This window comes from Domibacillus sp. PGB-M46 (genome assembly GCF_022668875.1).
Taxonomy (GTDB): domain Bacteria; phylum Bacillota; class Bacilli; order Bacillales; family Domibacillaceae; genus Domibacillus.
Window position 1 is genome coordinate 116,577 of record NZ_JAKGCR010000006.1, and the last position, 19,971, is coordinate 136,547.

The window sequence follows — 19,971 nt, forward strand, 5'->3', positions numbered from 1 at the left end:
GGTCCAAAACATGAAACTGACGTTTACTAATCCGTCTCTTGGCGGGCGTATAGAAGTGCCGGGTGACAAGTCTATTTCTCACCGCTCCATTATGTTCGGGGCGCTGGCAGAAGGAAAAACAACAGTCCGCCATTTTTTAAAAGGGGAAGACTGCTTAAGCACAATTGACTGCTTCCGCAAGCTTGGCGTGCAAATTGAGGAAACAGACGAAGAAATCATTGTCCACGGAAAAGGGTGGGAAGGGCTGCAAGAGCCGTCCGCCATCCTGGACACAGGAAATTCAGGGACAACCACACGGTTAATGCTTGGTATTTTAGCCGGACGCCCATTCCATTCTGTGATGATTGGGGATGAGTCGATCGGCAAGCGTCCAATGGACCGGGTAACAGTGCCTCTTGCAAGCATGGGTGCAGATATCGCGGGACGCGACAATGGGCGTTTCACGCCGCTTTCCATTCGCGGCCGTAAGTTGAATACAACCGAGTACCGCCTGCCCGTTGCGAGTGCACAGGTAAAATCGGCCGTTATCTTTGCAGCGCTTCAGGCAGATGGAGAATCGGTTATTATCGAACCGGAAGCAACGCGCGATCATACCGAAAAAATGATCGAGCAGTTTGGCGGCCAGATCCGCCGGGAGGGTGACCGGATTATCGTTCAGGGCGGCCAGACATTCCAGGGGACAGATGTGTATGTACCGGGAGATATTTCATCAGCTGCCTTTTTTATGGTAGCAGCAGCCATTACACCAAATAGCGAAGTCGTGCTCGAAAATACCGGCTTGAACGAAACAAGAACGGGAATCATTGATGTAATGAAGCAAATGGGTGCAGATATCACGATTGAGAAAACGACGGAAACAGGTGAAGAAATGGGCACCATTACCGTGAAAACATCTCAATTAAAAGGAATCGAAATCGGCGGCTCTATCATTCCGCGGCTGATTGATGAAATTCCGATTATTGCCCTGCTTGCAACGCAGGCTGAAGGCGAAACGGTGATCCGCGATGCGGAAGAATTAAAAGTGAAAGAAACAAACCGTATTGACACCGTTGTAAATGAGCTGAAAAAGCTGGGAGCAGACATTGAAGCAACCGATGATGGAATGATTATTCGCGGAAAGTCTTCGCTTCACGGCGGATCCGTTTCTTCACACGGAGATCATCGAATCGGTATGGTGATGGCCATCGCCTCTCTGCTGGCAGATGGTGCCGTAGAACTTGAGAATCATGAAGCCATTGCCGTTTCATACCCTGAATTTTTCGATCATTTAAATACACTGGTTAAAGGAGCGTCCTCTTTATGAGGGCGTTTTTCTGTTTTGGAAAGAAGGAATATAACGGTCAAAGTAGAATACATGAAGTACAAGCCAAAAAGTTGCCCGATTGACCATCTTTGATTAAAATAAGGAATTAAGAAATGAAGACGGAGAAAGAAGAGGCGGTAAACATGAACAATGCGGAAAATATGATCGCACACCTGGAAAAGGGAGATATGGCAGGTGCATCTGCCCTATATGAAAAGGTGCTCGCCTCTAGTGATGCAGAAGAACAATTTATGCTGGGGGAGCAGCTGCTCCAGCTTGGCTTTTTAGATGAAGCAAGGCAGCTGTTTGAAGAGCTGCTGCGTTCTTTTCCGGGAGAAGGAGAGCTGTCGCTGCTTTTGGCAGAGACGCTTGTAGAACTTGACCGTGAAGAAGAAGCGATGCTTATTTTAGATGAAATTGATGATAGTGACCCGTTTTATACGCGATCACTGCTCGTACTGGCCGATTTATATCAAATGCAGGGTCTGTATGAAGTCAGCGAGCAAAAGCTCCTGCAGGCACAACAGGCAGAACCGGACGAGCCTGTTATTAAGCTTGCACTTGGGGAGCTGTATTTAGAAGAAGGCAAGTTTTTAGAAGCCATCCGGCAGTACAAGGAACTTGAAGAAGCGGGCGTGGAGGAGATTGCCGGCATTTCGATTCAAAAGCGCCTGGCAGAAGCATACAGTGCCGGCGGTGCTTTTGAAGAAAGCCTGCCTCACTTCGAGCAGGCCCTTGATGATAAAATAGATATTGATACGTTGTTTATGTATGGTTTTACCGCTTTTCAAGCAGGCCAATACAAAACGGCCGCAGCGAAGCTGACTGAAGCAGCAGAGCTTGATCCTGATTACCATTCTGTTTACTTGTATCTGGCACGCGCGCATGAAATGGAAGAAGATTTAGAAGCTGCTCTTGAAGCGGCCCGTTCTGGCATTGCGCGGGATGCGTACCAAAAAGAATTGTTTTTGCTTGCAGGAAAGCTGGCTTTAAAACGGGGCCTTGAAGAAGAAGGGGAGGCTCACCTTCGTGAGTCCCTCGCCCTGGACCCGGAATATACAGAGGCTGCCCTTGCACTGAATGCATTGCTGATGAAAAAGGAAGAATACGAAGGCGTGCTTGAAATTGCTTCGGTCTTCCGCGAAGCGGGCAGTGCAGAGCCTTTGCTGCTGTGGGACGCAGCTAGAGCTGCGGAGCGGCTGGAGGAGTACAAAGAAGCGGCAGAACTATATGAATACCTTTATCCGATTTTAAATGAAAATACAGAGTTTCTGGCCGAGTACGGCTATTTCCTGCTTGAGGAAGGACACCGCCAGCAGGCGCTTTCTATTTTCCAAAAGTTAATGAAAGAAGAGCCGCTTAATGACGAATGGTCAGAACTTGTAGAACGCTTAAATACAGATACCTATTAAAAAAGGCAGAGGAGTGATGATGATGGCTGCTCCGGTTTCCGTTCATGAGAAAAAGGATTTTATCCGCTGGTTTTTAAATCATTATCAGCTAAAGCGCAGAGAATCTGTCTGGATTTTAAACTATTTAATGAGCCACGACCAGCTTATGGAACATGTGCATTTTGTAGAGGACGCCCAGTACTGTCCAAGAGGCATGATTATGTCATCTCATTGTGTGGACAGCGCACCGTTTCGCTTTTTTAAAGACAACATTATGACAACAGATGCGGAAAAGTCTTTTCATGATATCCGTTTAAATAAAGATGAAGATATCTTCATCGAATTAAAATTCAAAGATGCCCACTTGTCGCATCAATATGCGGCTGTACGGGTCGAAAATCCGTTTATGCCAAAACGGGTTCGGCTGACGGAAAAAGAAAAAGAGCTGGCCGAGCAATTTTTAAAATGGAGCGTGTACGATTTTCAGCGCGACCGCTTAAAAGAACAGATTGATGAAGCGCTCGACCGTGGAGACAAAGAAACCTTTTTCCGGCTGACCGACCAGCTCAATGAATTATTAGAACATACAAACGCATCCGACTGCTGACCGGATGCGTTTTTTCATAGCCTTGTATTTACAATCGGAAGAAAAGCGCTATATGATAAAAGAGGGTGATAAAATGAATTGGAATGGGAAAGATGCTGCACTCGTGGAGCAGCAAAAAAACTACATTGATACGGTTCTTGTGCCGCTTGTTCCGCTGGATTTTGGAAAAGAGTTCAGACAGTCAGCTGAACAATATGAATTTATTGGACTGCTGGCCGATTTTCTTGAACGGCAGTTTAAAGGAAGAATTGTCGTGACACCGCCGTACGCTTATGTACCGGAAATGGCGGGTAACGCCGCTCTTTGGTCCCAAAAAGCACGCTCAGCGGCGTTTAAGCACGTTTTTTTTCTAACGGCAGATTCTATGTGGCGTGCGAGGGAAAACGAACTAGGCGGCTCTGTCATTTTGGTTCCGTCTGTCCCCCTTGGTAACATGGAGGAGTCAGTCAAGTACTCGCTCATCTCTCACCAGGCAAAACAGCTTGTTCAGATGGTTGTAGAGAAATGGCAGGAAAATATGGAATAATTCAGAAAAATTTCACAATAAAAAAGCGTTTTCATCCCCAGGTTATTGACCTGGTATCCGGTATAGATTATCATAATAATGTCCTAGTTTATATTTATGCTCATATATTAGTCCACAACGGGCGACGCAAAGTGTATAAGGGGGAGGGAAAGTATGGGGAAACAACCTGTATCAAGACGTCAGTTTCTGAATTACACTCTCACTGGTGTAGGCGGTTTCATGGCGGCAGGTATGCTCATGCCGATGGTTCGTTTTGCGGTTGATCCGGTGCTTAAAGGGGAAGCTGCCGGCGATTTTCATCCTACACAACAAAAGATAGCTGATTTAACAGATGTACCGGTACGCGTTGACTTTTCTTATGAGCAGACTGACGCATGGTATACATCGGAAGTCACAAGTACGGCCTGGGTTTACAAAAACGATAAAAACGAGATTGTTGCATTGTCTCCAATATGCAAGCATCTTGGCTGCACGGTAAGCTGGGAAGGAAGCGGTCACAAAGACAAATTTTTCTGTCCTTGCCATAACGGCATGTATGAAAAAAACGGAAAAAATGTCCCGAATACGCCGCCGCTGAGACCGCTTGATGTCTATCCGACTGCGGAAAAAGACGGGCTCCTCCAGCTTGGCAAACCACAGGCAAACAATATCGTGTAGGGAGGCGTACAATATGCTCAATAAAATTTATGACTGGGTGGATGAACGTCTTGATATTACGCCGATGTGGCGCGATATTGCAGACCATGAAGTACCTGAGCACGTGAATCCGGCTCATCACTTTTCGGCATTTGTTTACTGCTTTGGCGGCTTGACGTTTTTTGTTACCGTCATTCAAATTCTGTCCGGAATGTTTTTAACCATGTACTATGTGCCGGATATTAAAAACGCATGGGAATCGGTTTACTATCTTCAAAATGAAGTCGCTTTTGGCGTTATTGTACGCGGTATGCACCACTGGGGTGCAAGTCTTGTTATTGTCATGATGTTTTTACATACACTGCGCGTTTTCTTCCAGGGAGCTTACAAAAAGCCGCGTGAGTTAAACTGGATTGTCGGTGTTTTGATTTTCTTTGTGATGCTGGGTCTCGGTTTTACCGGATACCTGCTGCCTTGGGATATGAAAGCACTTTTTGCTACCAAGGTAGGCATTGAAATTGCCGCTTCCACGCCGCTGATCGGCCATGAATTAAAAGTGCTGCTTGCCGGCCACCCCGATATTGTCGGTGCACAAACACTCACACGCTTTTTCGCCATTCACGTCTTTTTCCTGCCGGCTGCTTTGCTTGGCTTAATGGGTGCCCACTTTATCATGATCCGCAAGCAGGGGATTTCCGGTCCATTATAAAATCGGCCTTGCCCATTTCAGTCCAATTCAAAGGAGGGGAACGCAATGCATCGTGGAAAAGGAATGAAGTTTGTCGGAGACTCGCGGGTTCCTGCCGAACGAAAACCGAATATTCCGAAAGATTATTCAGAATATCCAGGCAAAACCGAGGCTTTCTGGCCGAACTTCCTTTTGAAAGAGTGGATGGTCGGTTCGGTGTTTTTAATAGGCTATCTATGCTTGACCATTGCTCATCCATCACCGCTTGAGCGTGTTGCAGATCCGACAGATACCGGCTACCTGCCGCTGCCAGACTGGTACTTCTTGTTTTTATACCAGCTTTTAAAATACTCGTACGCATCCGGACCCTATAACATTATTGGTGCTTTTGTTATTCCAGGTCTTGCCTTTGGCGGGCTTATGCTGGCACCGTTTATTGACCGCGGTCCAAAGCGCCGCCCCATTGATCGCCCATTTGCAACGGGCTTTATGCTTCTCTCTCTCGCTGCGGTTATTTTCCTAACCTGGGAAGCTGTAAATGCAGTAGACTGGAAAGCAAGGGAAGCGCAGGGGGCAATTGTAGAAGAAGCCGCTATCGACACCAACTCTGATGGGTTTAAAATTTATCAGGAAAATGGCTGTATCAACTGTCACGGTGATACATTGTCAGGAGGATCGGCGGCGCCGTCTCTTGTCGGCACCGGGCTGACACCGGAAGAAGTCGCCGATATCGCAAAAAACGGGAAAGGTTCCATGCCGCCTGGAATGTATAAAGGAAATGAAGAAGACTTAAAGAAGCTGTCTGAATTTATTTCTACACTGGAAGCAAAATAAAACCAAATGAACGGGACTGTCCGGCTCGATGGGCAGTCTTTTTTTCCATGGAGGCATATATGCTGTTTTTTCTTTTATCAAACCGCTCATTTATGTGGGCGCTTTTTATCATTAATTTACTTGGAACGATTTATGGATACATATGGTACATGCCTCAGTTAGAGCAGACAGATCCTGTTTTTCTTCCGTTCGTGCCTGACAGTCCGACCGCGAGCTTGTTTTTTACAATCGCCTTATTCGGCCTTTTGATTGGCCGGAACTGGGGGCTTATGCAGGCGCTCGCTGTTATGACCTTATTTAAATACGGAATATGGGCCGTTGTGATGAATGGGCTGACGCTCTTTGTTACAGGAGATCTCTCCTGGCTTGGCTGGATGCTGGTTGCCTCACACTTGGGTATGGCTGTCCAGGGGCTGCTGTATGCACCGTTTTTCCGGGTCAAACCGATTCACCTCATTGCGGCTGCGGTCTGGACTGTTCATAACGAAATGATTGATTATGTTTTTATGCAGTATCCTGTGTATTCACAGCTGGATTTATACATCCAGGAAATTGGTTATTTTACATTTTGGCTCAGCCTGCTCTCTATTTTCGTCACGTGGTGGATGTGTGTGCGCCCAAAGCGATTAATGTGGTGAGAAACGGCATCATTCCTTCATCTCCGCGCATATACTGAAAAAAGCAGATGGGCGGGGGGATGGAGAATGGACAAAATTATTGCATTTATCTGGAGTTTCCTTCTCATATTTGTACCAGTCAGCGGAGCAGAAGAAATGAATCCTGAGAAAAAAGAAGACCTGATTCACGTTACTGCGCTCACGGGCGGGGTTGTCATGGCAGCGCTCATATACACAGGCAGAAAAAAGTACAAAGGCACGAAAGAAGAACGGAAAAACAAGCATAATCTTTGACGCCCGGGGGTATAAATCGTTAAAATAAAGATAAGACAAAATACGACAACATAACGGAGGTAGAGGGAGTTAGATGATTTGGATTATTTATTTTATCCTGTTGATTTTGCTGCCGCTTTGGGCGCAATTTAAGGTGAAAAGCACGTATAATAAGTATTCAAAAGTAGCCGTTTCAACGGGAATTACTGGTGCAGAAGCAGCACGCCGCATTTTGGACGATAATGGTCTGCAGCATGTAAAAGTAGTGGAATCACGCGGGTTTTTAAGTGACCATTACAATCCGATTACAAAAACAGTGAACCTGTCACCGAATAACTTCCACGGTCATTCCATTGCTGGAGCGGCTGTCGCGGCTCATGAGGTGGGACACGCTATTCAGGACAAAGTCGGCTATGCATTTCTTCGCTTCCGCCATGCTCTTGTTCCGATTGCGAATTTCAGCTCAAATATGTCATGGATTTTCATTATGATTGGCATTTTTGCCAGCGCTACGAATATGCTCCTACTCGGGATTATTTTAATGGCTGCCGGTGTTCTATTTCAAGTTATCACACTGCCGGTGGAATTTAATGCATCAAACCGGGCCATGGACCAAATTGTTGCTTCCGGCATTATCCGCAACAATGAGGAACGACAGGCGCGCAAAGTGTTAAATGCGGCTGCCATGACGTATGTAGCAGCGGCTGCTGTAGCCGTTCTAGAGCTGGTTCGCCTCGTACTCATGTACACGGGAATGGCTCAAAACGACGATTAATAATAAAAAAGCACCGGAATTTTCCGGTACTTTGGGAGTGGAAAGCAGGCTGATTAAAACGTCTGACTTTCCAGGAACGCCGCCGGCTGGGAAGCGGAGTAACCTTTTTAGGGTCATGAGCATTCACAGCTGGCAAGTGACGCCGAAAGCGGGCGTTTGCGGGCAGCCTGAAGCACCGGGAGTCTCCCGGTGCTTTTTAACGTTCAATCGGCTGTTTGTTTTCATCAAGAGTGAAGCCTTCTCCGAATACATCATGCACAACTGTCACCGAAACAAATGCGTGCGGATCCACTGCATGAATAATATTCTTCAGCCGGACGATTTCATTTCGGCCCACCACGCAGTATAAAACATCGCGTTCCTGCTTTGTGAAAGAGCCATATCCTTTTAAAATCGTCACTCCGCGATCCATTCGTTTGTTAATTTCGTCCGCAATTTCCTCGTGAGCAGAAGAGATAATCATCGCGCCGCGCGCCGCGTATGCTCCTTCCTGCATAAAGTCAATGACACGTGCTGCGACAAAAACAGCAACGAGCGTATACATCGCTTCCCGGTAATTGATGTATGTCAAAAAAGAAGCCGTGATCACGACCGCGTCGAATAAAAACATGGTTTTGCCCATGCTTACCTGCCAATATTTATGTACAAGCCGCGCAATAATATCGACGCCTCCTGTTGTGCCTCCGTACCGGAACGTAATCCCAAGGCCCACTCCGATAAAAACCCCTGCAAACAGCGCGGCAAGAAACAGGTCATCCCGAAGCGGAATGTGAAATTGCCAGTTTTGAAATATCCATAAAAAGAAGGAAACGCTAAAGGTGCCAATCAGCGTATAATAAAAAGAGACGCGGCCGAGCAGTTTCCACCCAATTAAAAAAATGGGAATGTTAAGAAGTAAATTCGAGTAGGAAGGGTCAATTCCAAATAAATTGTATAATAGCAGGGTAATACCCGTAAAACCGCCCTCCGCTAAATTGTTCTGCATATTAAAATGGACAAGCCCAAATGAAAAAATAGCCGAGCCAACCAAAATAAAAAATACATTTTTGGATTTAATGCCGGGTTTCATATACGTTCTCCTTTTTATTGTGATGAATAATAAGAAAAAATTGCACCTCCTCTATATAATATGTAACATATAAAAGAAAGAAAGTGGTGAAAAAAATGGATAAATCGATGCGTGATATGCAAAAAGAAGTAGACGGCTATATCGGACAGTTTAAAGAGGGCTACTTCAGTCCGCTTGCGATGATGGCCCGCCTGACAGAAGAAATGGGCGAGCTGGCCCGTGAAGTCAACCATTACTACGGGGAGAAGCCAAAGAAAACATCCGAAGAAGAGAAAACGATCGAGGAAGAACTCGGGGATGTTTTGTTTGTAGCCATTTGCCTGGCAAATTCGCTCGAGATTGATTTGCAGACGGCACACGACCGGGTCATGCACAAATTCCAGACAAGAGACAAAGACCGCTGGACCAAAATTGAGGAGGACAAGTAAAAATGAGCAGTATTCGTGTTATTATCGCAGGCCCGCGCGGCCGCATGGGAATGGAAGCAGTTAAAATGGTGATGAATACACCAGAATTTGAATTGGTAGCGGCCCTGGACCGAAAACATGCCGGGGAAACACTGGAGGATATCGGGTTTTCCGGCTCAAAAGCACCGATTTATACAGACGCAAGAGACTGCTTCTCAGAGCATCAAGCGGATGTATTGATTGATTTAACAACACCTGAATTCGGCTATGTACATACAAAAACAGCACTTGAGCACGGTATTCGTCCAGTGGTAGGGACAACGGGCTTTACCGATGAACAGCTGGAGGAACTAAAAGAGCTTTCTGCATCAAAAGAGCTTGGGTGCATTATTGCCCCTAACTTTGCCATTGGCGCCGTTTTGATGATGAAGTTTTCCCAGATGGCAGCGAAGTACTTTAGCGACGTAGAAATCATTGAGCTTCACCACGATAAAAAGCTGGATGCACCGTCTGGTACAGCCGTAAAAACAGCGCAAATGATCAGCGAAGTGCGTGAACCGAAACGCCAGGGGCATCCAGAAGAAAAAGAAACGATTCCAGGCGCACGCGGTGCCGAAATGGACGGCATGCATATTCATAGTGTCCGCCTGCCGGGCTTAATTGCACATCAGCAGGTGCTGTTTGGTGCGGATGGCGAGTCCTTAACAATCCGTCATGACTCTTACAACCGGGCATCCTTTATGTCTGGCGTAAAAGTATGCGTGGAAACGGTCATGAAAACAAAAACATTGGTGTATGGTCTCGAAAATATCTTAGATTAATGGGGGATTCTAATGAATATTGCGCTGATTGCACATGATAAGAAAAAAGACGACTTGATCGAATTTGTAGACCTTCATAAAGAGGTGTTTGGTGCCCACACACTTTTTGCAACAGGCACTACCGGGACGCGCGTAATGGAAAAAACAGGGCTTGATGTGCACCGGTTTCAATCCGGGCCGCTTGGAGGGGACCAGGAAATCGGCGCCCGTATCGCACGGGGGGAAATGGATTTTGTTTTTTTCTTCCGGGATCCGCTTACGGCGCAGCCGCATGAACCGGACGTAACCGCGCTTGTCCGTCTTTGTGATGTATATTCTGTTCCGCTTGCAACAAACCTTGGAACAGCACGCGTATTGATTGATGGTATTATTGAAGAACAGAGTGAATGATCGGCAGGAGAAAAATATGGGATTAAACATTGGTATTACATGCTATCCGTCTGTGGGCGGATCAGGCGTCGTGGCAACGGAGCTTGGCAAGCTTCTGGCTGAGCAGGGGCATACCATTCATTTTATTACATCGGCTGTTCCGTTTCGGCTTAATCGGGTATACCCAAATATCTTTTTTCATCAAGTGGAAGTCAATCAATATTCGGTTTTTCAGTACCCGCCTTATGATATTGCCCTCGCAAGCAAAATGGCCGAGGTGATTGAGCGTGAAAAGCTTGATATTTTACACGTTCATTATGCAATCCCGCACGCGGTTTGTGCTATTCTAGGCAAGCAGATGGCCAAGTCGAACGTAAAAATCGTGACCACGCTGCATGGAACAGATATTACGGTGCTTGGCACAGATTCGGCACTGGCACCCGCCATTAAATTCGGTATTGAACAATCGGATGCAGTCACAGCTGTTTCCCACTCGCTTGTAAAGCAGACAAAAGAGATGATCGCACCGGATAAGCACATTGAAACCGTGTACAACTTTATTGACGAGCGCGTATACCGCCCCGTTGAGACGGCCCGCCATTTAAGGAAAGAGTTTGGCATCAAAGATGAGGAAAAAGTGGTGATTCATGTATCGAATTTCCGCGCCGTCAAACGAGTCACAGATGTAATAAAAGTATTTGCCAACATTGCTGAGCAAATGCCCGCAAAGCTTCTCCTGGTTGGAGACGGGCCGGAGATGACGGTTGTCTGCCGGCTGGCCGAATCACTTGGACTTGAAGGACAAGTGCTTTATCTTGGAAAGCAAAACAATTTAGCGGAATTATACACGATCAGCGATGTAAAGCTTCTTCTGTCAGAGAAAGAAAGCTTTGGGCTCGTCGCTCTTGAGGCGATGGCATGCGGGGTGCCGTGTATTGGAACTAATGCAGGCGGCATTCCAGAAGTGATTGAGGACGGTGAAAACGGATTTGTCCGCCCCATTGGTGACATCGAAGCGATCAGCGGAGCAGCAATTGAATTGCTGACAAATGAAGCCTTATATGAACAGATGAAGCAGCGGTCAATGAAAACTGTTCAGGAGCAGTTTCATTCATCTGATATTGTAAAGCAATATGAACGTATTTATTACAGCTTGCTGGAGGAAGCCACTTATGATTGACCATCCTTTTTTTCGGCAGGCGCTGCCGGTTATTGCACGCCTGGAAGAAGCGGGCTTCGAAGCATTTTTTGTCGGCGGAGCGGTCCGGGACCTTTTTCTGGGCCGTCCTGTTCATGATGTGGATATTGCCACATCAGCAGTGCCGGCTGAAGTAAAAGCAGTGTTTAGGAATACGGTTGACGTCGGTATTGATCATGGGACAATCCTCGTTTTGCATAACGGTATTGGCTTCGAAGTGACTACATTTCGGACCGAATCCGATTATACGGATTTCAGGCGGCCGGATCAGGTCCGGTTTGTCCGCTCCCTGTATGAAGATTTAAAACGCCGTGATTTTACGATGAATGCAATGGCGATGAATAAAAATGGCGAATGGATTGACCCCTTTGGCGGAAAAGAAGATATCCAAACGAGAAAAATCCGGACTGTAGGCCGTGCAGGCGAACGTTTTTCAGAGGATGCCCTCCGAATGATGCGTGCTGCCCGGTTTGTAAGTCAGTTGTCTTTTCGTTTGGATGACGATACGAAGGAAGCGATGACCGAGCATGCGCCGCTGCTCGGTCACATCGCCGTTGAGCGGAAGCTGAACGAAATGGACAAACTGTTTAGCGGGTGCAATAAGCGCCAGGCGGTGGCTGTATTAATTGAAACAGGACTTTATCAATTTCTGCCAGGGCTGAGTGGACAAAAGCCCGCGCTTACCCGATTGGCAGGTCTTCCGATTGAAGGGCTGACAGCAGATCAGGTTTGGACAGCGGCAGCTTACTTGTGTGCAGAGGAAGATCCGTCCCCATTTTTAACACAATGGCGGCTTCCGCAAAAAAGAATTAAAAGCATCAGCCGAAGTGTTCGAACGTTAATTCAGTTTTTAGCGAAAGGCGCTACCGATTGGCAGGTTTTTCAAGGCGGTCTCCAGTCATCTGTTGACGCAGCGGCTGCAGGGTACGCACTGACCGGAGCAAAAGAGCTGGATGCCGGCAGGGCAGCCAGCCGTTTTGAATCGCTTCCGATAAAAAGCCGCCACGATCTCGCCATTACAGGAAATGATTTGATCCAATGGGCGTCCAAGCCAAGGGGTCCATGGATAAAAGAAGTGCTTGAACGAACGGAGCGGGCTGTTATTGCACGCGACGTTCCAAACGAGCGAACGGAAATTGAAAGGTGGCTGCATGCATGCAATCTTCTGTAAAGCATAAACTGCTCGAGGTGTTTTCAAAAGCAGATGGTGGGTTTGTATCCGGCCAGGCATTGGCTGACTACATTGGCTGTTCGCGAACCGCTGTCTGGAAGCATATTGAATCACTGCGGCAGGAAGGCTTTGAGCTTGAAGCAGTACGAAACAAAGGTTACCGCATTACAGGGAAGCCTGATAAAGTAAGTGAAAACGAATTGTTAATCGGCCTTCAAACGGATCAGCTCGGTAAACAAATTGTTTTTAAAGAAACAGTCGAATCTACACAGAAAGAAGCGCATAAAATCGCGGAAGAATCAGAGGAAGGAACGCTGGTTATTGCGGAAGAGCAAACAGCAGGGCGCGGCCGCATGACCAGAGCATGGCATTCTCCTAAGGGTACAGGGATTTGGATGAGTCTTATTTTAAAGCCAAACCTTCCGCCTGTGAAAGCGCCGCAGTTTACGTTGATTGCGGCTGTGGCCGTCGCAGAAGCTATTCAGGATGTAACCGGGCTGACGCCGGAAATCAAGTGGCCCAATGACCTTTTGATGAACGGGAAAAAAATAACCGGTATTCTAACAGAACTTCAAGCGGATGCTGACCGTATCCGTTCCATTATTATCGGGATTGGCATGAATGTAAACCAGCAGGCATTTCCGGCTGAGCTTGAAGACATTGCTACTTCACTCGCCATTGAAAAAGGAGAAACCATCTCCCGCGCTAAGCTTGTACAGGCTATCCTTAAAAATATGGAAATCTACTATAAAGAGTATGTGGAAAACGGATTTGCCTCGATCAAAGAAAAATGGGAATCCTTTGCCGTTTCGATTGGCCGTCATATTACGGCCCGAACCGTGAATGGCTCGATTCGAGGGAAGGCAATTGGGATTACAGAAGAAGGCGTATTAAAGCTGCAGGATGAAGAAGGCATCGTTCACTCGATCTACTCAGCGGACATTGAAATTGAACGGTAGTCAAATGAGGGGATGCCTGTTATAATAATCGTGAACAAGGGCGGTATCATGCTTGAACTGCACCGCGTTCCGAAAGTAAAACGCATTTTATAACAAGACAAACACTGCCTTGATCCGAATGGACAGGGACAGAGGGTCGAAACATTATTCCGTTTACAGCGGGGTCCTTCTGCTTCTTTCCAGCAAAAGGACCCTTTTTTTATTGTTTCGTCTCCTCTGATCAAAAGGAGGAAACAGCGTGAAGCGAACAGCAGATTTTATTAAGATGAAAGCCGGTCAGGAAAAAATCGCGATGATTACAGCGTATGACTACCCGTCAGCCAAGCAGGCGGAAGCAGGCGGTTCAGACATTATTTTAGTCGGTGATTCTCTCGGCATGACCGTGCTTGGGTATGAATCCACGGTTTACGTGACAACGGAAGACATGGTTCATCATACAAAAGCTGTTAAGCGGGGCGCCCGCCATACATTTGTCGTAACAGATATGCCGTTTATGACTTACCACGTAAACAAAGAACAAACGTTAAATACAGCCCGTGCCATCATGCAGGACGGAGGTGCTGACGCCGTTAAACTTGAAGGTGCCGGCGAAGTTGTGGAACGCGTCCGTGAATTAACGGCAGCCGGGGTGCCGGTATGCGCCCATCTGGGGCTTACGCCGCAGTCCGTCGGTGTGCTCGGCGGCTATAAGGTACAGGGGAAAACAGCTGAAGCTGCGCAGCAGCTGCTAGCCGACGCAAAAGCGATGGAGCAGGCCGGAGCGTTTATGCTGGTGCTTGAATGTGTACCGCACCAGGTAGCGCAGTCGGTTGCACAAGCGCTTCACATTCCGGTTATTGGCATTGGAGCGGGTGTGGAAACGGACGGGCAGGTGCTTGTATATCATGACATTACCCGTTACGGAGTGGAACGGACAGCTAAGTTTGTGAAAAGTTATGCGGATTTTGACGAAGCCGGCATACAAGCTGTTTCTTCTTACGTAGCAGATGTGAAAGCAGGCGCATTTCCAGCCAAAGAGCATACCTTTACGATGAAGGAAGAAGAGCTGGATCGTTTGTACGGAGGCGTCCATTCATGAAAATTGTCCGTACGATCTCCGGTTTGAAGAAAGAAATACGGGCAGCTCAATCGGCCGGCAAGTCCATTGGTTTTGTGCCTACGATGGGTTTTTTGCATGAAGGGCACCTGACGCTTGCCCGGCAGGCACGCAGCCAAAATGACGTTGTGGTGATGTCTATTTTTGTCAACCCGCTTCAATTTGGGCCAAATGAAGATTTTGAGCGTTATCCCCGTGATGAAGAACGGGATACACGGCTTGCAGGGGAAGTGGGCGTGGACCTTTTGTTTCTGCCGTCAGTAGAGGAAATGTATCCGGAAGAGCCGGCTGTGACGCTGACCGTTCATAAACGGACGAACGCCCTGTGCGGTCTTTCACGTGAAGGCCATTTTGACGGGGTGGCAACGGTGGTCATGAAGCTGTTTCATTTAACCGAAGCAGACCGTGCTTATTTCGGGAAAAAAGATGCCCAGCAGCTTGCTGTGATTCATGGCTTAGTGGATGCGCTGAACGTACCGATCGAAATTATTGGTGTGGATACTGTGAGAGAACCGGATGGCCTCGCAAAAAGTTCGCGGAATGTATACCTTCTTCCGGAGGAACGGGAAAAAGCGCCAGCCATCTATAAAGCGCTTGGGCTGATCAAGCAGTCCGTTGAAGCAGGAGAAACCGATGTCGCTTCCTTAAAACAAAAAGCGCGTTACGTATTGGAAGAAGAGGCAGGAGCAGTGATCGACTACCTCGAGATTTTATCATATCCTGCTCTTGAGCCGATTGAGAAGGTCAACGAAACAATCATTGCGGCCGCAGCTGTGCAGTACAAGCAGGCGCGTTTAATTGATAATGTGATTTTACCAGTGAAAGGAAGTGCGCCATGTACCGCACAATGATGAACGGAAAAATCCACCGAGCAACGGTGACCGAGGCCAATTTAAACTATGTCGGCAGTATTACGATCGATGAGGATCTGCTTGATGCAGCAGGCATGCTGCCGAATGAGAAAGTGCAGATTGTCAACAATAATAACGGTGCACGTCTGGAAACATATATCATTCCGGGTGAGCGCGGCAGCGGCGTCGTTTGTTTAAACGGTGCAGCGGCGCGTCTGGTTCAGCCCGGTGATACCGTTATTATTATTTCTTATGTTCTAGTAGCGGAAGAAAAGGTAAAAGAGCACAAACCAAAAGTGCTGATTATGGACGCTGATAATCGGATTGCCGACATGCTTCATCAAGAACCGGCTTCCACCATTATGTAAGGACATTGACCGCTGGTTATCCAGCGGTTTTAGTGTGTAGACCAAGTCTTTCGCTTTTAAAAGAGAGGCTTCACTAAGTGTTATTGAACTTCAATAAGCACAAAGGCTGAATAGACATTTTCTCTTTTTAAACAGAAGGCTACAACCTTATGGGCTCTATACCACCTTGTTGCAAGCCACTTGGCTCAGCGCCAGCCCCGCGGAAAGCGGAGCTGCCCGGACGCCGCCGATCCATCCCATTCGTCTGCACAGTCATCCATTTAACTTGTCTACAGTCTGTGACCGCTGTTTATAGAGTGGTCTTTTTTTCTTTCCTCAAATTTGGCAACGGTGTTTTTGTCCTGCCAGCTTCCTTTGTTTTGAAGAAAAGCCGCCTGGCGGATGCTTTTGTTTGAATTGATGCCCATAAGCAGGCACCTTTTGCTCTTCTTATGGTAAACTGATAAAGAATTTACTTAAAGGTGTGTTTGCCGTGATCAATGATATTCGATTTACCGTGGCAGATTTTGAAACAACGGGCCATTCTTACGCAAGCGGAGGCCGTATTATGCAGGCTGCTTTTGTTGCCGTTGAAAATGGCCGGATTAAAAGCCAGTTCAGCACATATTTAAACCCGGAAATGCCGATTCCTCCTTTTATTCAGGAGCTGACTGGAATTGAGGATGAAGCGGTCCGGAAGGCTCCTTTTTTTCAGGAAGAAGCGGAGCGCTTTCGGGAATGGCTGGCCGATTCGGTTTTTGTGGCCCATAATGTTTTTTTTGACTTGCCTTTTTTAAACAGCGAACTGGAGGCGGCCGGTTATCCGCCTTTTACCGGTTCTTTTATTGATACAGTAGAGCTTGCAAAAATTGTCCTGCCTGTCTCGGACAGCTATAAACTGGGGGATTTATCCGATCAATTCCGTCTGAGCCACGGGCAGAAGCATCGAGCGGACAGCGATGCCCGCGCAACAGCAGAGTTGTTTATTTACCTTGTCGACCGTCTGGAAGAGCTTCCGCTTGTTACAATTGAACAATTGCTGAAGCTGTCAACCGGGTTGAAAAGTGATATTCATTTGCTGCTGTCGCGTATCGCAGCGGAAAAAAAACAGCGTGTAGAAATGCTGCCAGAGGAATGGACTGTGTACCGGGGACTCGCACTGCGCACAAAAAAACAGCCGGAAAAACGCAAAGCAGACGAGTCGATCTTGTTTCCTCAAACAGAGGAAGAAAAGTGGGAGCTGCTTGCAGGTGCTCCCGGCATGCAAAGGCGTCCCGGCCAGATGGAAATGATGGAGGCAGTGCAGCACTTTTTCCAAAACAAAGAGCATACCGTCATTGAAGCCGGAACTGGAACCGGCAAGTCGCTGGCGTATTTGCTGCCGGCTATTTATGAAAGCCGGCGAAGCGGCCAGCCGGTTGTTGTGTCCACTTATACGGTTTTGCTGCAGCATCAGCTGCTTGAACGGGAGCTTGCAAAGCTTGAAATCCTTCTGCCTTTTCATGTGAAAGCCGCCGTACTAAAGGGAAAGCGCCACTATCTGGATCTGTCCCGCTTTGTTCGGTCGCTGCGTGAAAAAGAGCGGAATTATGACCGGATTATCACAAAAATGCAAATGCTTGTCTGGCTGCTTGAAACTGAAACCGGTGACGGCGATGAATTAAATTTATCTTCAGGCGGCGCCCTATTTTGGAAAGAAGTATGCCAGGCAGACGATTATATGAATAAAGCAAAGCAGGCATGGAGAAAGCATGACTTTGCCCGGTATGCGAAGGAAGTAGCGGCCAGTGCAGATATTATTGTTACAAACCATTCCTTTTTAATTGCCGACATGAAGGCGGCAAAGCCGATTTTGGCGCCGGAGAGCTTTATTTTAATCGATGAAGCACACCGGTTCGAACGAGCTGCAAGAGAGCGGCTTGGCCGGGAGCTTTCAGTAGCAGACTTAAAGTTTTTTATGGGGAAAATCGGTACAACGGAGGAAAGGCGGCTTCTGTATCACTTAAATCGGATTGAATCAAAACGTCTTACAGAGCGGCCGCCGGAAAAAATAATGACTGCTGTATCCGCCGTTTTAACGGAGGCAGAAGAATGGCTTGGCGTTGTTTCCGCTTTTTTTGAACGGCAGACATCCCGCATAAACCATGCGAAGCGCCAGCTCGCCATCACGGAAAAAAGCCGGAATATGGCCGGCTGGCAGCAAATCGAGTATGGCGCTGAACGTTTATACAATAAGGTGTCCCGTTTAGTGGAAGTGGTAGAAGAGAAAGTCCTTCCGATTGAAGATATTCGCAAGCAGCTTTCCGCCCGGGATGAATTATATGTGGATGATGCCCTTTTGTTTTTAGACCGGTGCCGAAACTGGAATCAACAACTGTTTGAGCTCGTGTTCCGTCCTGATGAAGAAGAAGTAGTGTGGATCGAGGGCGATATACGCTCACTGTCCAATACGCTGACCATGCGGACACAGCCCGTTCAGCCGGGTGCTCTTATTCAGTCGTATTTATTGGAACGGCATCACGTCCTTTTTACTTCCGCTACGCTGACAGTTGAGCAGTCTTTCCAATTCTTTGCACGGGAAATGGGTCTGGAAGCTTTTTCGTTCCGGAAACACGTGATTCCTTCACCGTTTGATTATGCGAACCACTGCCGGATTGTCATTCCAAACGATGTGCCGGATGTGAAAGAAACCGACCAGGATACATATGCGCAGGCTGTGGCTGATTATATTATCGCGGCCGCAGAAACAGCAGGCGGACGCATGCTTGTTCTGTTTACTTCGTTTGATATTTTAAAGAAAACACACGATTTTATTCGGGAAACAGAGCTGCTGGCCGAATATGCGATTTTTGCACAGGGCATCACAGGCGGCAGTGTAACTCGTCTGGCTAAAAACTTTCGCCAGTACGATAAATCAATCCTGCTTGGAACCGGCGCTCTGTGGGAAGGCATCGATATTCCGGGAGAGGATTTATCTGTTCTGTTTATCGTGCGTCTTCCATTTGCTCCGCCGGATGATCCTTTTGTCGAGGCGAAAAACGAGCAGCTGAAGCGGGAGGGGGAAAATGCATTTTCTGCCTACTCGCTTCCGCAGGCTGTCATCAGGTTCAGACAGGGATTTGGCAGGCTGATTCGCACGGAATCAGACCGGGGGGTGGCAGTCCTGTTTGATCGCCGTGTCCTATCAAGCCGCTATGGAAAAGCGTTTCTTCAATCGATTCCAGATGTTCCGGCGAAAGAGCTCGATATCACCGGCACGATGGAATTGATCGAAAAGTGGCTTCCAGGAGAAAAATAATTGTATGAAGGCTTATTATTCCTGCTATAATTTGAGCCAGGAGGGATTTTAATGGAGTCAAAGATCGAAGTACTTTCCACGGTGAAAGTAGAGAATAACGGCGATTTGTATAAGCTTGTCGATACGTTGAACCGGACGCTGAAACGGGAGAACTTAATGTTCGGCCTTGCATTGGATGCGGAAGATCAAACAAAAGCTGTTTTTACAATTTACCGAACGTAACGAAGATGTGGTGAATATGCGAACAAATTTTAAAAAGTGGTTATTAATAATCGGAATTCCTTTGCTTATAATTGCGATTATTGTCGCAATAATGTATAATAATGCACAAAAACCGTATGAAAAAGCCAGAGAGGCTGCTTTAGAACAGCTTCAGGAAAAAGCGTCTCTTTCGCAAATCGACGATGTGTACGTATATAATGGCACAAAAGCGTATTATACGGGTACAGGGAAGGATGAAAGCGGAAAAGACGTGGCAGTTTGGCTTCAGCAAAATGGCAAGTCCGATCCAATCGTCCAGCCGCTCAAAGGCAATGTAACGGAAAAGGAAGCACGCGCTCTCTTCAAGGAGGAAGCGGGCGATGCAGACATTTTATCGCTGACACTTGGCTTAGAAGGCAAAACCCCTGTCTGGCTGTTTACATTTGAAAATAAAAACGGCCGCTTGAATTATTACTATTTGTCTTTTACAGATGGTACATGGTGGAAAAAGGTTGAAAACATTTAACAGAATGG

General features: G+C 47.1%; 24 protein-coding genes. 22 read left to right on the forward strand and 2 right to left on the reverse strand.

Features of this window, described 5'->3' with window-relative positions:
• Window positions 1-10 precede the first annotated feature (10 nt).
• From aroA to L2D08_RS09995, 10 genes are all read left to right on the forward strand, one after another.
• Window positions 11-1,303 carry a 3-phosphoshikimate 1-carboxyvinyltransferase gene (gene aroA, locus L2D08_RS09950; protein ID WP_242233615.1) on the forward strand — a complete coding sequence of 431 codons (1,293 nt, stop codon included), beginning with the start codon at window positions 11-13 and terminating at the stop codon, window positions 1,301-1,303.
• A 113-nt stretch (window positions 1,304-1,416) separates the two neighbouring features.
• Window positions 1,417-2,715, forward strand: coding sequence for a tetratricopeptide repeat protein (locus tag L2D08_RS09955; protein ID WP_242233616.1), 1,299 nt, complete (start codon window positions 1,417-1,419; stop codon window positions 2,713-2,715).
• A 22-nt stretch (window positions 2,716-2,737) separates the two neighbouring features.
• Window positions 2,738-3,301 carry a ReoY family proteolytic degradation factor gene (locus tag L2D08_RS09960; RefSeq protein WP_242233617.1) on the forward strand — a complete coding sequence of 188 codons (564 nt, stop codon included), beginning with the start codon at window positions 2,738-2,740 and terminating at the stop codon, window positions 3,299-3,301.
• A gap of 73 nt (window positions 3,302-3,374) precedes the next feature.
• Window positions 3,375-3,827, forward strand: a complete 453-nt coding sequence (locus tag L2D08_RS09965) for a YpiF family protein (protein WP_242233618.1) — start codon at window positions 3,375-3,377, stop codon at window positions 3,825-3,827.
• Between the two features lie 153 nt (window positions 3,828-3,980).
• The gene (locus L2D08_RS09970; protein WP_242233619.1) at window positions 3,981-4,484 is read left to right on the forward strand and encodes a Rieske (2Fe-2S) protein; all 504 of its coding nucleotides are present in this window, start codon (window positions 3,981-3,983) and stop codon (window positions 4,482-4,484) included.
• Window positions 4,485-4,497: 13 nt separating this feature from the next.
• Window positions 4,498-5,172 carry a menaquinol-cytochrome c reductase cytochrome b subunit gene (gene qcrB, locus L2D08_RS09975; protein WP_046173709.1) on the forward strand — a complete coding sequence of 225 codons (675 nt, stop codon included), beginning with the start codon at window positions 4,498-4,500 and terminating at the stop codon, window positions 5,170-5,172.
• A 45-nt stretch (window positions 5,173-5,217) separates the two neighbouring features.
• On the forward strand, window positions 5,218-5,985 hold the full coding sequence (locus L2D08_RS09980; protein WP_242233620.1) for a menaquinol-cytochrome c reductase cytochrome b/c subunit: 768 nt from the start codon (window positions 5,218-5,220) through the stop codon (window positions 5,983-5,985).
• A 59-nt stretch (window positions 5,986-6,044) separates the two neighbouring features.
• Complete coding sequence (gene lhaT, locus L2D08_RS09985; RefSeq protein WP_242233621.1) at window positions 6,045-6,623, forward strand: lipoprotein heptaprenylglyceryl N-acetyltransferase LhaT; 579 nt, start codon at window positions 6,045-6,047, stop codon at window positions 6,621-6,623.
• 66 nt (window positions 6,624-6,689) lie between these two features.
• Window positions 6,690-6,896 (forward strand): sporulation protein YpjB, encoded by a 207-nt coding sequence (locus L2D08_RS09990; protein WP_242233622.1) that lies wholly within the window; start codon window positions 6,690-6,692, stop codon window positions 6,894-6,896.
• A gap of 73 nt (window positions 6,897-6,969) precedes the next feature.
• The gene (locus tag L2D08_RS09995; protein ID WP_242233623.1) at window positions 6,970-7,650 is read left to right on the forward strand and encodes a zinc metallopeptidase; all 681 of its coding nucleotides are present in this window, start codon (window positions 6,970-6,972) and stop codon (window positions 7,648-7,650) included.
• Window positions 7,651-7,846: 196 nt separating this feature from the next.
• Here the strand turns inward: L2D08_RS09995 and L2D08_RS10000 are convergent, their stop codons facing one another.
• Entirely contained in the window at window positions 7,847-8,719 is an 873-nt protein-coding gene (locus tag L2D08_RS10000) for a YitT family protein (RefSeq protein ID WP_242233624.1), read from the reverse strand.
• A gap of 95 nt (window positions 8,720-8,814) precedes the next feature.
• Between L2D08_RS10000 and L2D08_RS10005 the strand changes: the two genes are divergently transcribed.
• The 9 genes from L2D08_RS10005 to panD all read left to right on the forward strand — a co-directional run bounded on the left by L2D08_RS10005 (window position 8,815) and on the right by panD (window position 15,959).
• The gene (locus L2D08_RS10005) at window positions 8,815-9,147 is read left to right on the forward strand and encodes a nucleotide pyrophosphohydrolase (protein WP_242233625.1); all 333 of its coding nucleotides are present in this window, start codon (window positions 8,815-8,817) and stop codon (window positions 9,145-9,147) included.
• A 2-nt stretch (window positions 9,148-9,149) separates the two neighbouring features.
• Window positions 9,150-9,947 (forward strand): 4-hydroxy-tetrahydrodipicolinate reductase, encoded by a 798-nt coding sequence (gene dapB / locus L2D08_RS10010; RefSeq protein ID WP_242233626.1) that lies wholly within the window; start codon window positions 9,150-9,152, stop codon window positions 9,945-9,947.
• A gap of 12 nt (window positions 9,948-9,959) precedes the next feature.
• Entirely contained in the window at window positions 9,960-10,337 is a 378-nt protein-coding gene (locus tag L2D08_RS10015; RefSeq protein ID WP_242233627.1) for a methylglyoxal synthase, read from the forward strand.
• 16 nt (window positions 10,338-10,353) lie between these two features.
• The gene (bshA, locus tag L2D08_RS10020; protein ID WP_242233628.1) at window positions 10,354-11,496 is read left to right on the forward strand and encodes an N-acetyl-alpha-D-glucosaminyl L-malate synthase BshA; all 1,143 of its coding nucleotides are present in this window, start codon (window positions 10,354-10,356) and stop codon (window positions 11,494-11,496) included.
• Window positions 11,489-12,685 carry a CCA tRNA nucleotidyltransferase gene (locus L2D08_RS10025; RefSeq protein WP_242233629.1) on the forward strand — a complete coding sequence of 399 codons (1,197 nt, stop codon included), beginning with the start codon at window positions 11,489-11,491 and terminating at the stop codon, window positions 12,683-12,685. The genes bshA and L2D08_RS10025 overlap by 8 nt, the downstream gene beginning before the upstream one ends.
• Window positions 12,670-13,644, forward strand: a complete 975-nt coding sequence (locus tag L2D08_RS10030) for a biotin--[acetyl-CoA-carboxylase] ligase (protein WP_242233630.1) — start codon at window positions 12,670-12,672, stop codon at window positions 13,642-13,644. The genes L2D08_RS10025 and L2D08_RS10030 overlap by 16 nt, the downstream gene beginning before the upstream one ends.
• Window positions 13,645-13,882: 238 nt before the next feature.
• Window positions 13,883-14,722: a 3-methyl-2-oxobutanoate hydroxymethyltransferase gene (panB, locus tag L2D08_RS10035; protein WP_242233631.1), complete on the forward strand. Its 840-nt coding sequence runs from the start codon at window positions 13,883-13,885 to the stop codon at window positions 14,720-14,722.
• Window positions 14,719-15,591: a pantoate--beta-alanine ligase gene (gene panC, locus L2D08_RS10040; protein WP_242233632.1), complete on the forward strand. Its 873-nt coding sequence runs from the start codon at window positions 14,719-14,721 to the stop codon at window positions 15,589-15,591. The genes panB and panC overlap by 4 nt, the downstream gene beginning before the upstream one ends.
• Window positions 15,576-15,959 carry an aspartate 1-decarboxylase gene (gene panD, locus L2D08_RS10045; RefSeq protein ID WP_242233633.1) on the forward strand — a complete coding sequence of 128 codons (384 nt, stop codon included), beginning with the start codon at window positions 15,576-15,578 and terminating at the stop codon, window positions 15,957-15,959. Before panC ends, panD begins: the two co-directional genes overlap by 16 nt.
• A 269-nt stretch (window positions 15,960-16,228) precedes the next feature.
• Here the strand turns inward: panD and L2D08_RS10050 are convergent, their stop codons facing one another.
• Window positions 16,229-16,366 carry a hypothetical protein gene (locus tag L2D08_RS10050; RefSeq protein ID WP_242233634.1) on the reverse strand — a complete coding sequence of 46 codons (138 nt, stop codon included), beginning with the start codon at window positions 16,364-16,366 and terminating at the stop codon, window positions 16,229-16,231.
• A 65-nt stretch (window positions 16,367-16,431) separates the two neighbouring features.
• Here L2D08_RS10050 and dinG point away from each other — a divergent pair, with 65 nt between their 5' ends.
• The 3 genes from dinG to L2D08_RS10065 are packed head-to-tail and all read left to right on the forward strand — an operon-like array spanning window position 16,432 to window position 19,963.
• Window positions 16,432-19,236, forward strand: a complete 2,805-nt coding sequence (dinG, locus tag L2D08_RS10055; protein WP_242233635.1) for an ATP-dependent DNA helicase DinG — start codon at window positions 16,432-16,434, stop codon at window positions 19,234-19,236.
• Between the two features lie 51 nt (window positions 19,237-19,287).
• Window positions 19,288-19,458 (forward strand): YpmA family protein, encoded by a 171-nt coding sequence (locus tag L2D08_RS10060; RefSeq protein WP_242233636.1) that lies wholly within the window; start codon window positions 19,288-19,290, stop codon window positions 19,456-19,458.
• Window positions 19,459-19,474: 16 nt separating this feature from the next.
• Window positions 19,475-19,963: a cell wall elongation regulator TseB-like domain-containing protein gene (locus L2D08_RS10065; RefSeq protein WP_242233637.1), complete on the forward strand. Its 489-nt coding sequence runs from the start codon at window positions 19,475-19,477 to the stop codon at window positions 19,961-19,963.
• The last annotated feature ends 8 nt before the right edge of the window (window positions 19,964-19,971 follow it).

Excerpts from the sequence above, each read along its gene's own strand:
- L2D08_RS10025 (WP_242233629.1), top strand. The coding sequence starts at position 11,489 with ATGATTGACCATCCTTTTTTTCGGCAGGCGCTGCCGGTTATTGCACGC.
- dapB (WP_242233626.1), top strand. The coding sequence starts at position 9,150 with ATGAGCAGTATTCGTGTTATTATCGCAGGCCCGCGCGGCCGCATGGGA.
- L2D08_RS10030 (WP_242233630.1), top strand. The coding sequence starts at position 12,670 with ATGCAATCTTCTGTAAAGCATAAACTGCTCGAGGTGTTTTCAAAAGCA.
- L2D08_RS10015 (WP_242233627.1), top strand. The coding sequence starts at position 9,960 with ATGAATATTGCGCTGATTGCACATGATAAGAAAAAAGACGACTTGATC.
- L2D08_RS10005 (WP_242233625.1), top strand. The coding sequence starts at position 8,815 with ATGGATAAATCGATGCGTGATATGCAAAAAGAAGTAGACGGCTATATC.
- panD (WP_242233633.1), top strand. The coding sequence starts at position 15,576 with ATGTACCGCACAATGATGAACGGAAAAATCCACCGAGCAACGGTGACC.
- L2D08_RS09955 (WP_242233616.1), top strand. The coding sequence starts at position 1,417 with ATGAAGACGGAGAAAGAAGAGGCGGTAAACATGAACAATGCGGAAAAT.
- qcrB (WP_046173709.1), top strand. The coding sequence starts at position 4,498 with ATGCTCAATAAAATTTATGACTGGGTGGATGAACGTCTTGATATTACG.
- lhaT (WP_242233621.1), top strand. The coding sequence starts at position 6,045 with ATGCTGTTTTTTCTTTTATCAAACCGCTCATTTATGTGGGCGCTTTTT.
- L2D08_RS09990 (WP_242233622.1), top strand. The coding sequence starts at position 6,690 with ATGGACAAAATTATTGCATTTATCTGGAGTTTCCTTCTCATATTTGTA.
- L2D08_RS10000 (WP_242233624.1), bottom strand. The coding sequence starts at position 8,719 with ATGAAACCCGGCATTAAATCCAAAAATGTATTTTTTATTTTGGTTGGC.
- bshA (WP_242233628.1), top strand. The coding sequence starts at position 10,354 with ATGGGATTAAACATTGGTATTACATGCTATCCGTCTGTGGGCGGATCA.
- L2D08_RS09960 (WP_242233617.1), top strand. The coding sequence starts at position 2,738 with ATGGCTGCTCCGGTTTCCGTTCATGAGAAAAAGGATTTTATCCGCTGG.
- L2D08_RS09980 (WP_242233620.1), top strand. The coding sequence starts at position 5,218 with ATGCATCGTGGAAAAGGAATGAAGTTTGTCGGAGACTCGCGGGTTCCT.
- L2D08_RS09970 (WP_242233619.1), top strand. The coding sequence starts at position 3,981 with ATGGGGAAACAACCTGTATCAAGACGTCAGTTTCTGAATTACACTCTC.
- aroA (WP_242233615.1), top strand. The coding sequence starts at position 11 with ATGAAACTGACGTTTACTAATCCGTCTCTTGGCGGGCGTATAGAAGTG.
- L2D08_RS10060 (WP_242233636.1), top strand. The coding sequence starts at position 19,288 with ATGGAGTCAAAGATCGAAGTACTTTCCACGGTGAAAGTAGAGAATAAC.
- panC (WP_242233632.1), top strand. The coding sequence starts at position 14,719 with ATGAAAATTGTCCGTACGATCTCCGGTTTGAAGAAAGAAATACGGGCA.
- L2D08_RS09995 (WP_242233623.1), top strand. The coding sequence starts at position 6,970 with ATGATTTGGATTATTTATTTTATCCTGTTGATTTTGCTGCCGCTTTGG.
- L2D08_RS10050 (WP_242233634.1), bottom strand. The coding sequence starts at position 16,366 with ATGGGCATCAATTCAAACAAAAGCATCCGCCAGGCGGCTTTTCTTCAA.
- L2D08_RS09965 (WP_242233618.1), top strand. The coding sequence starts at position 3,375 with ATGAATTGGAATGGGAAAGATGCTGCACTCGTGGAGCAGCAAAAAAAC.
- L2D08_RS10065 (WP_242233637.1), top strand. The coding sequence starts at position 19,475 with ATGCGAACAAATTTTAAAAAGTGGTTATTAATAATCGGAATTCCTTTG.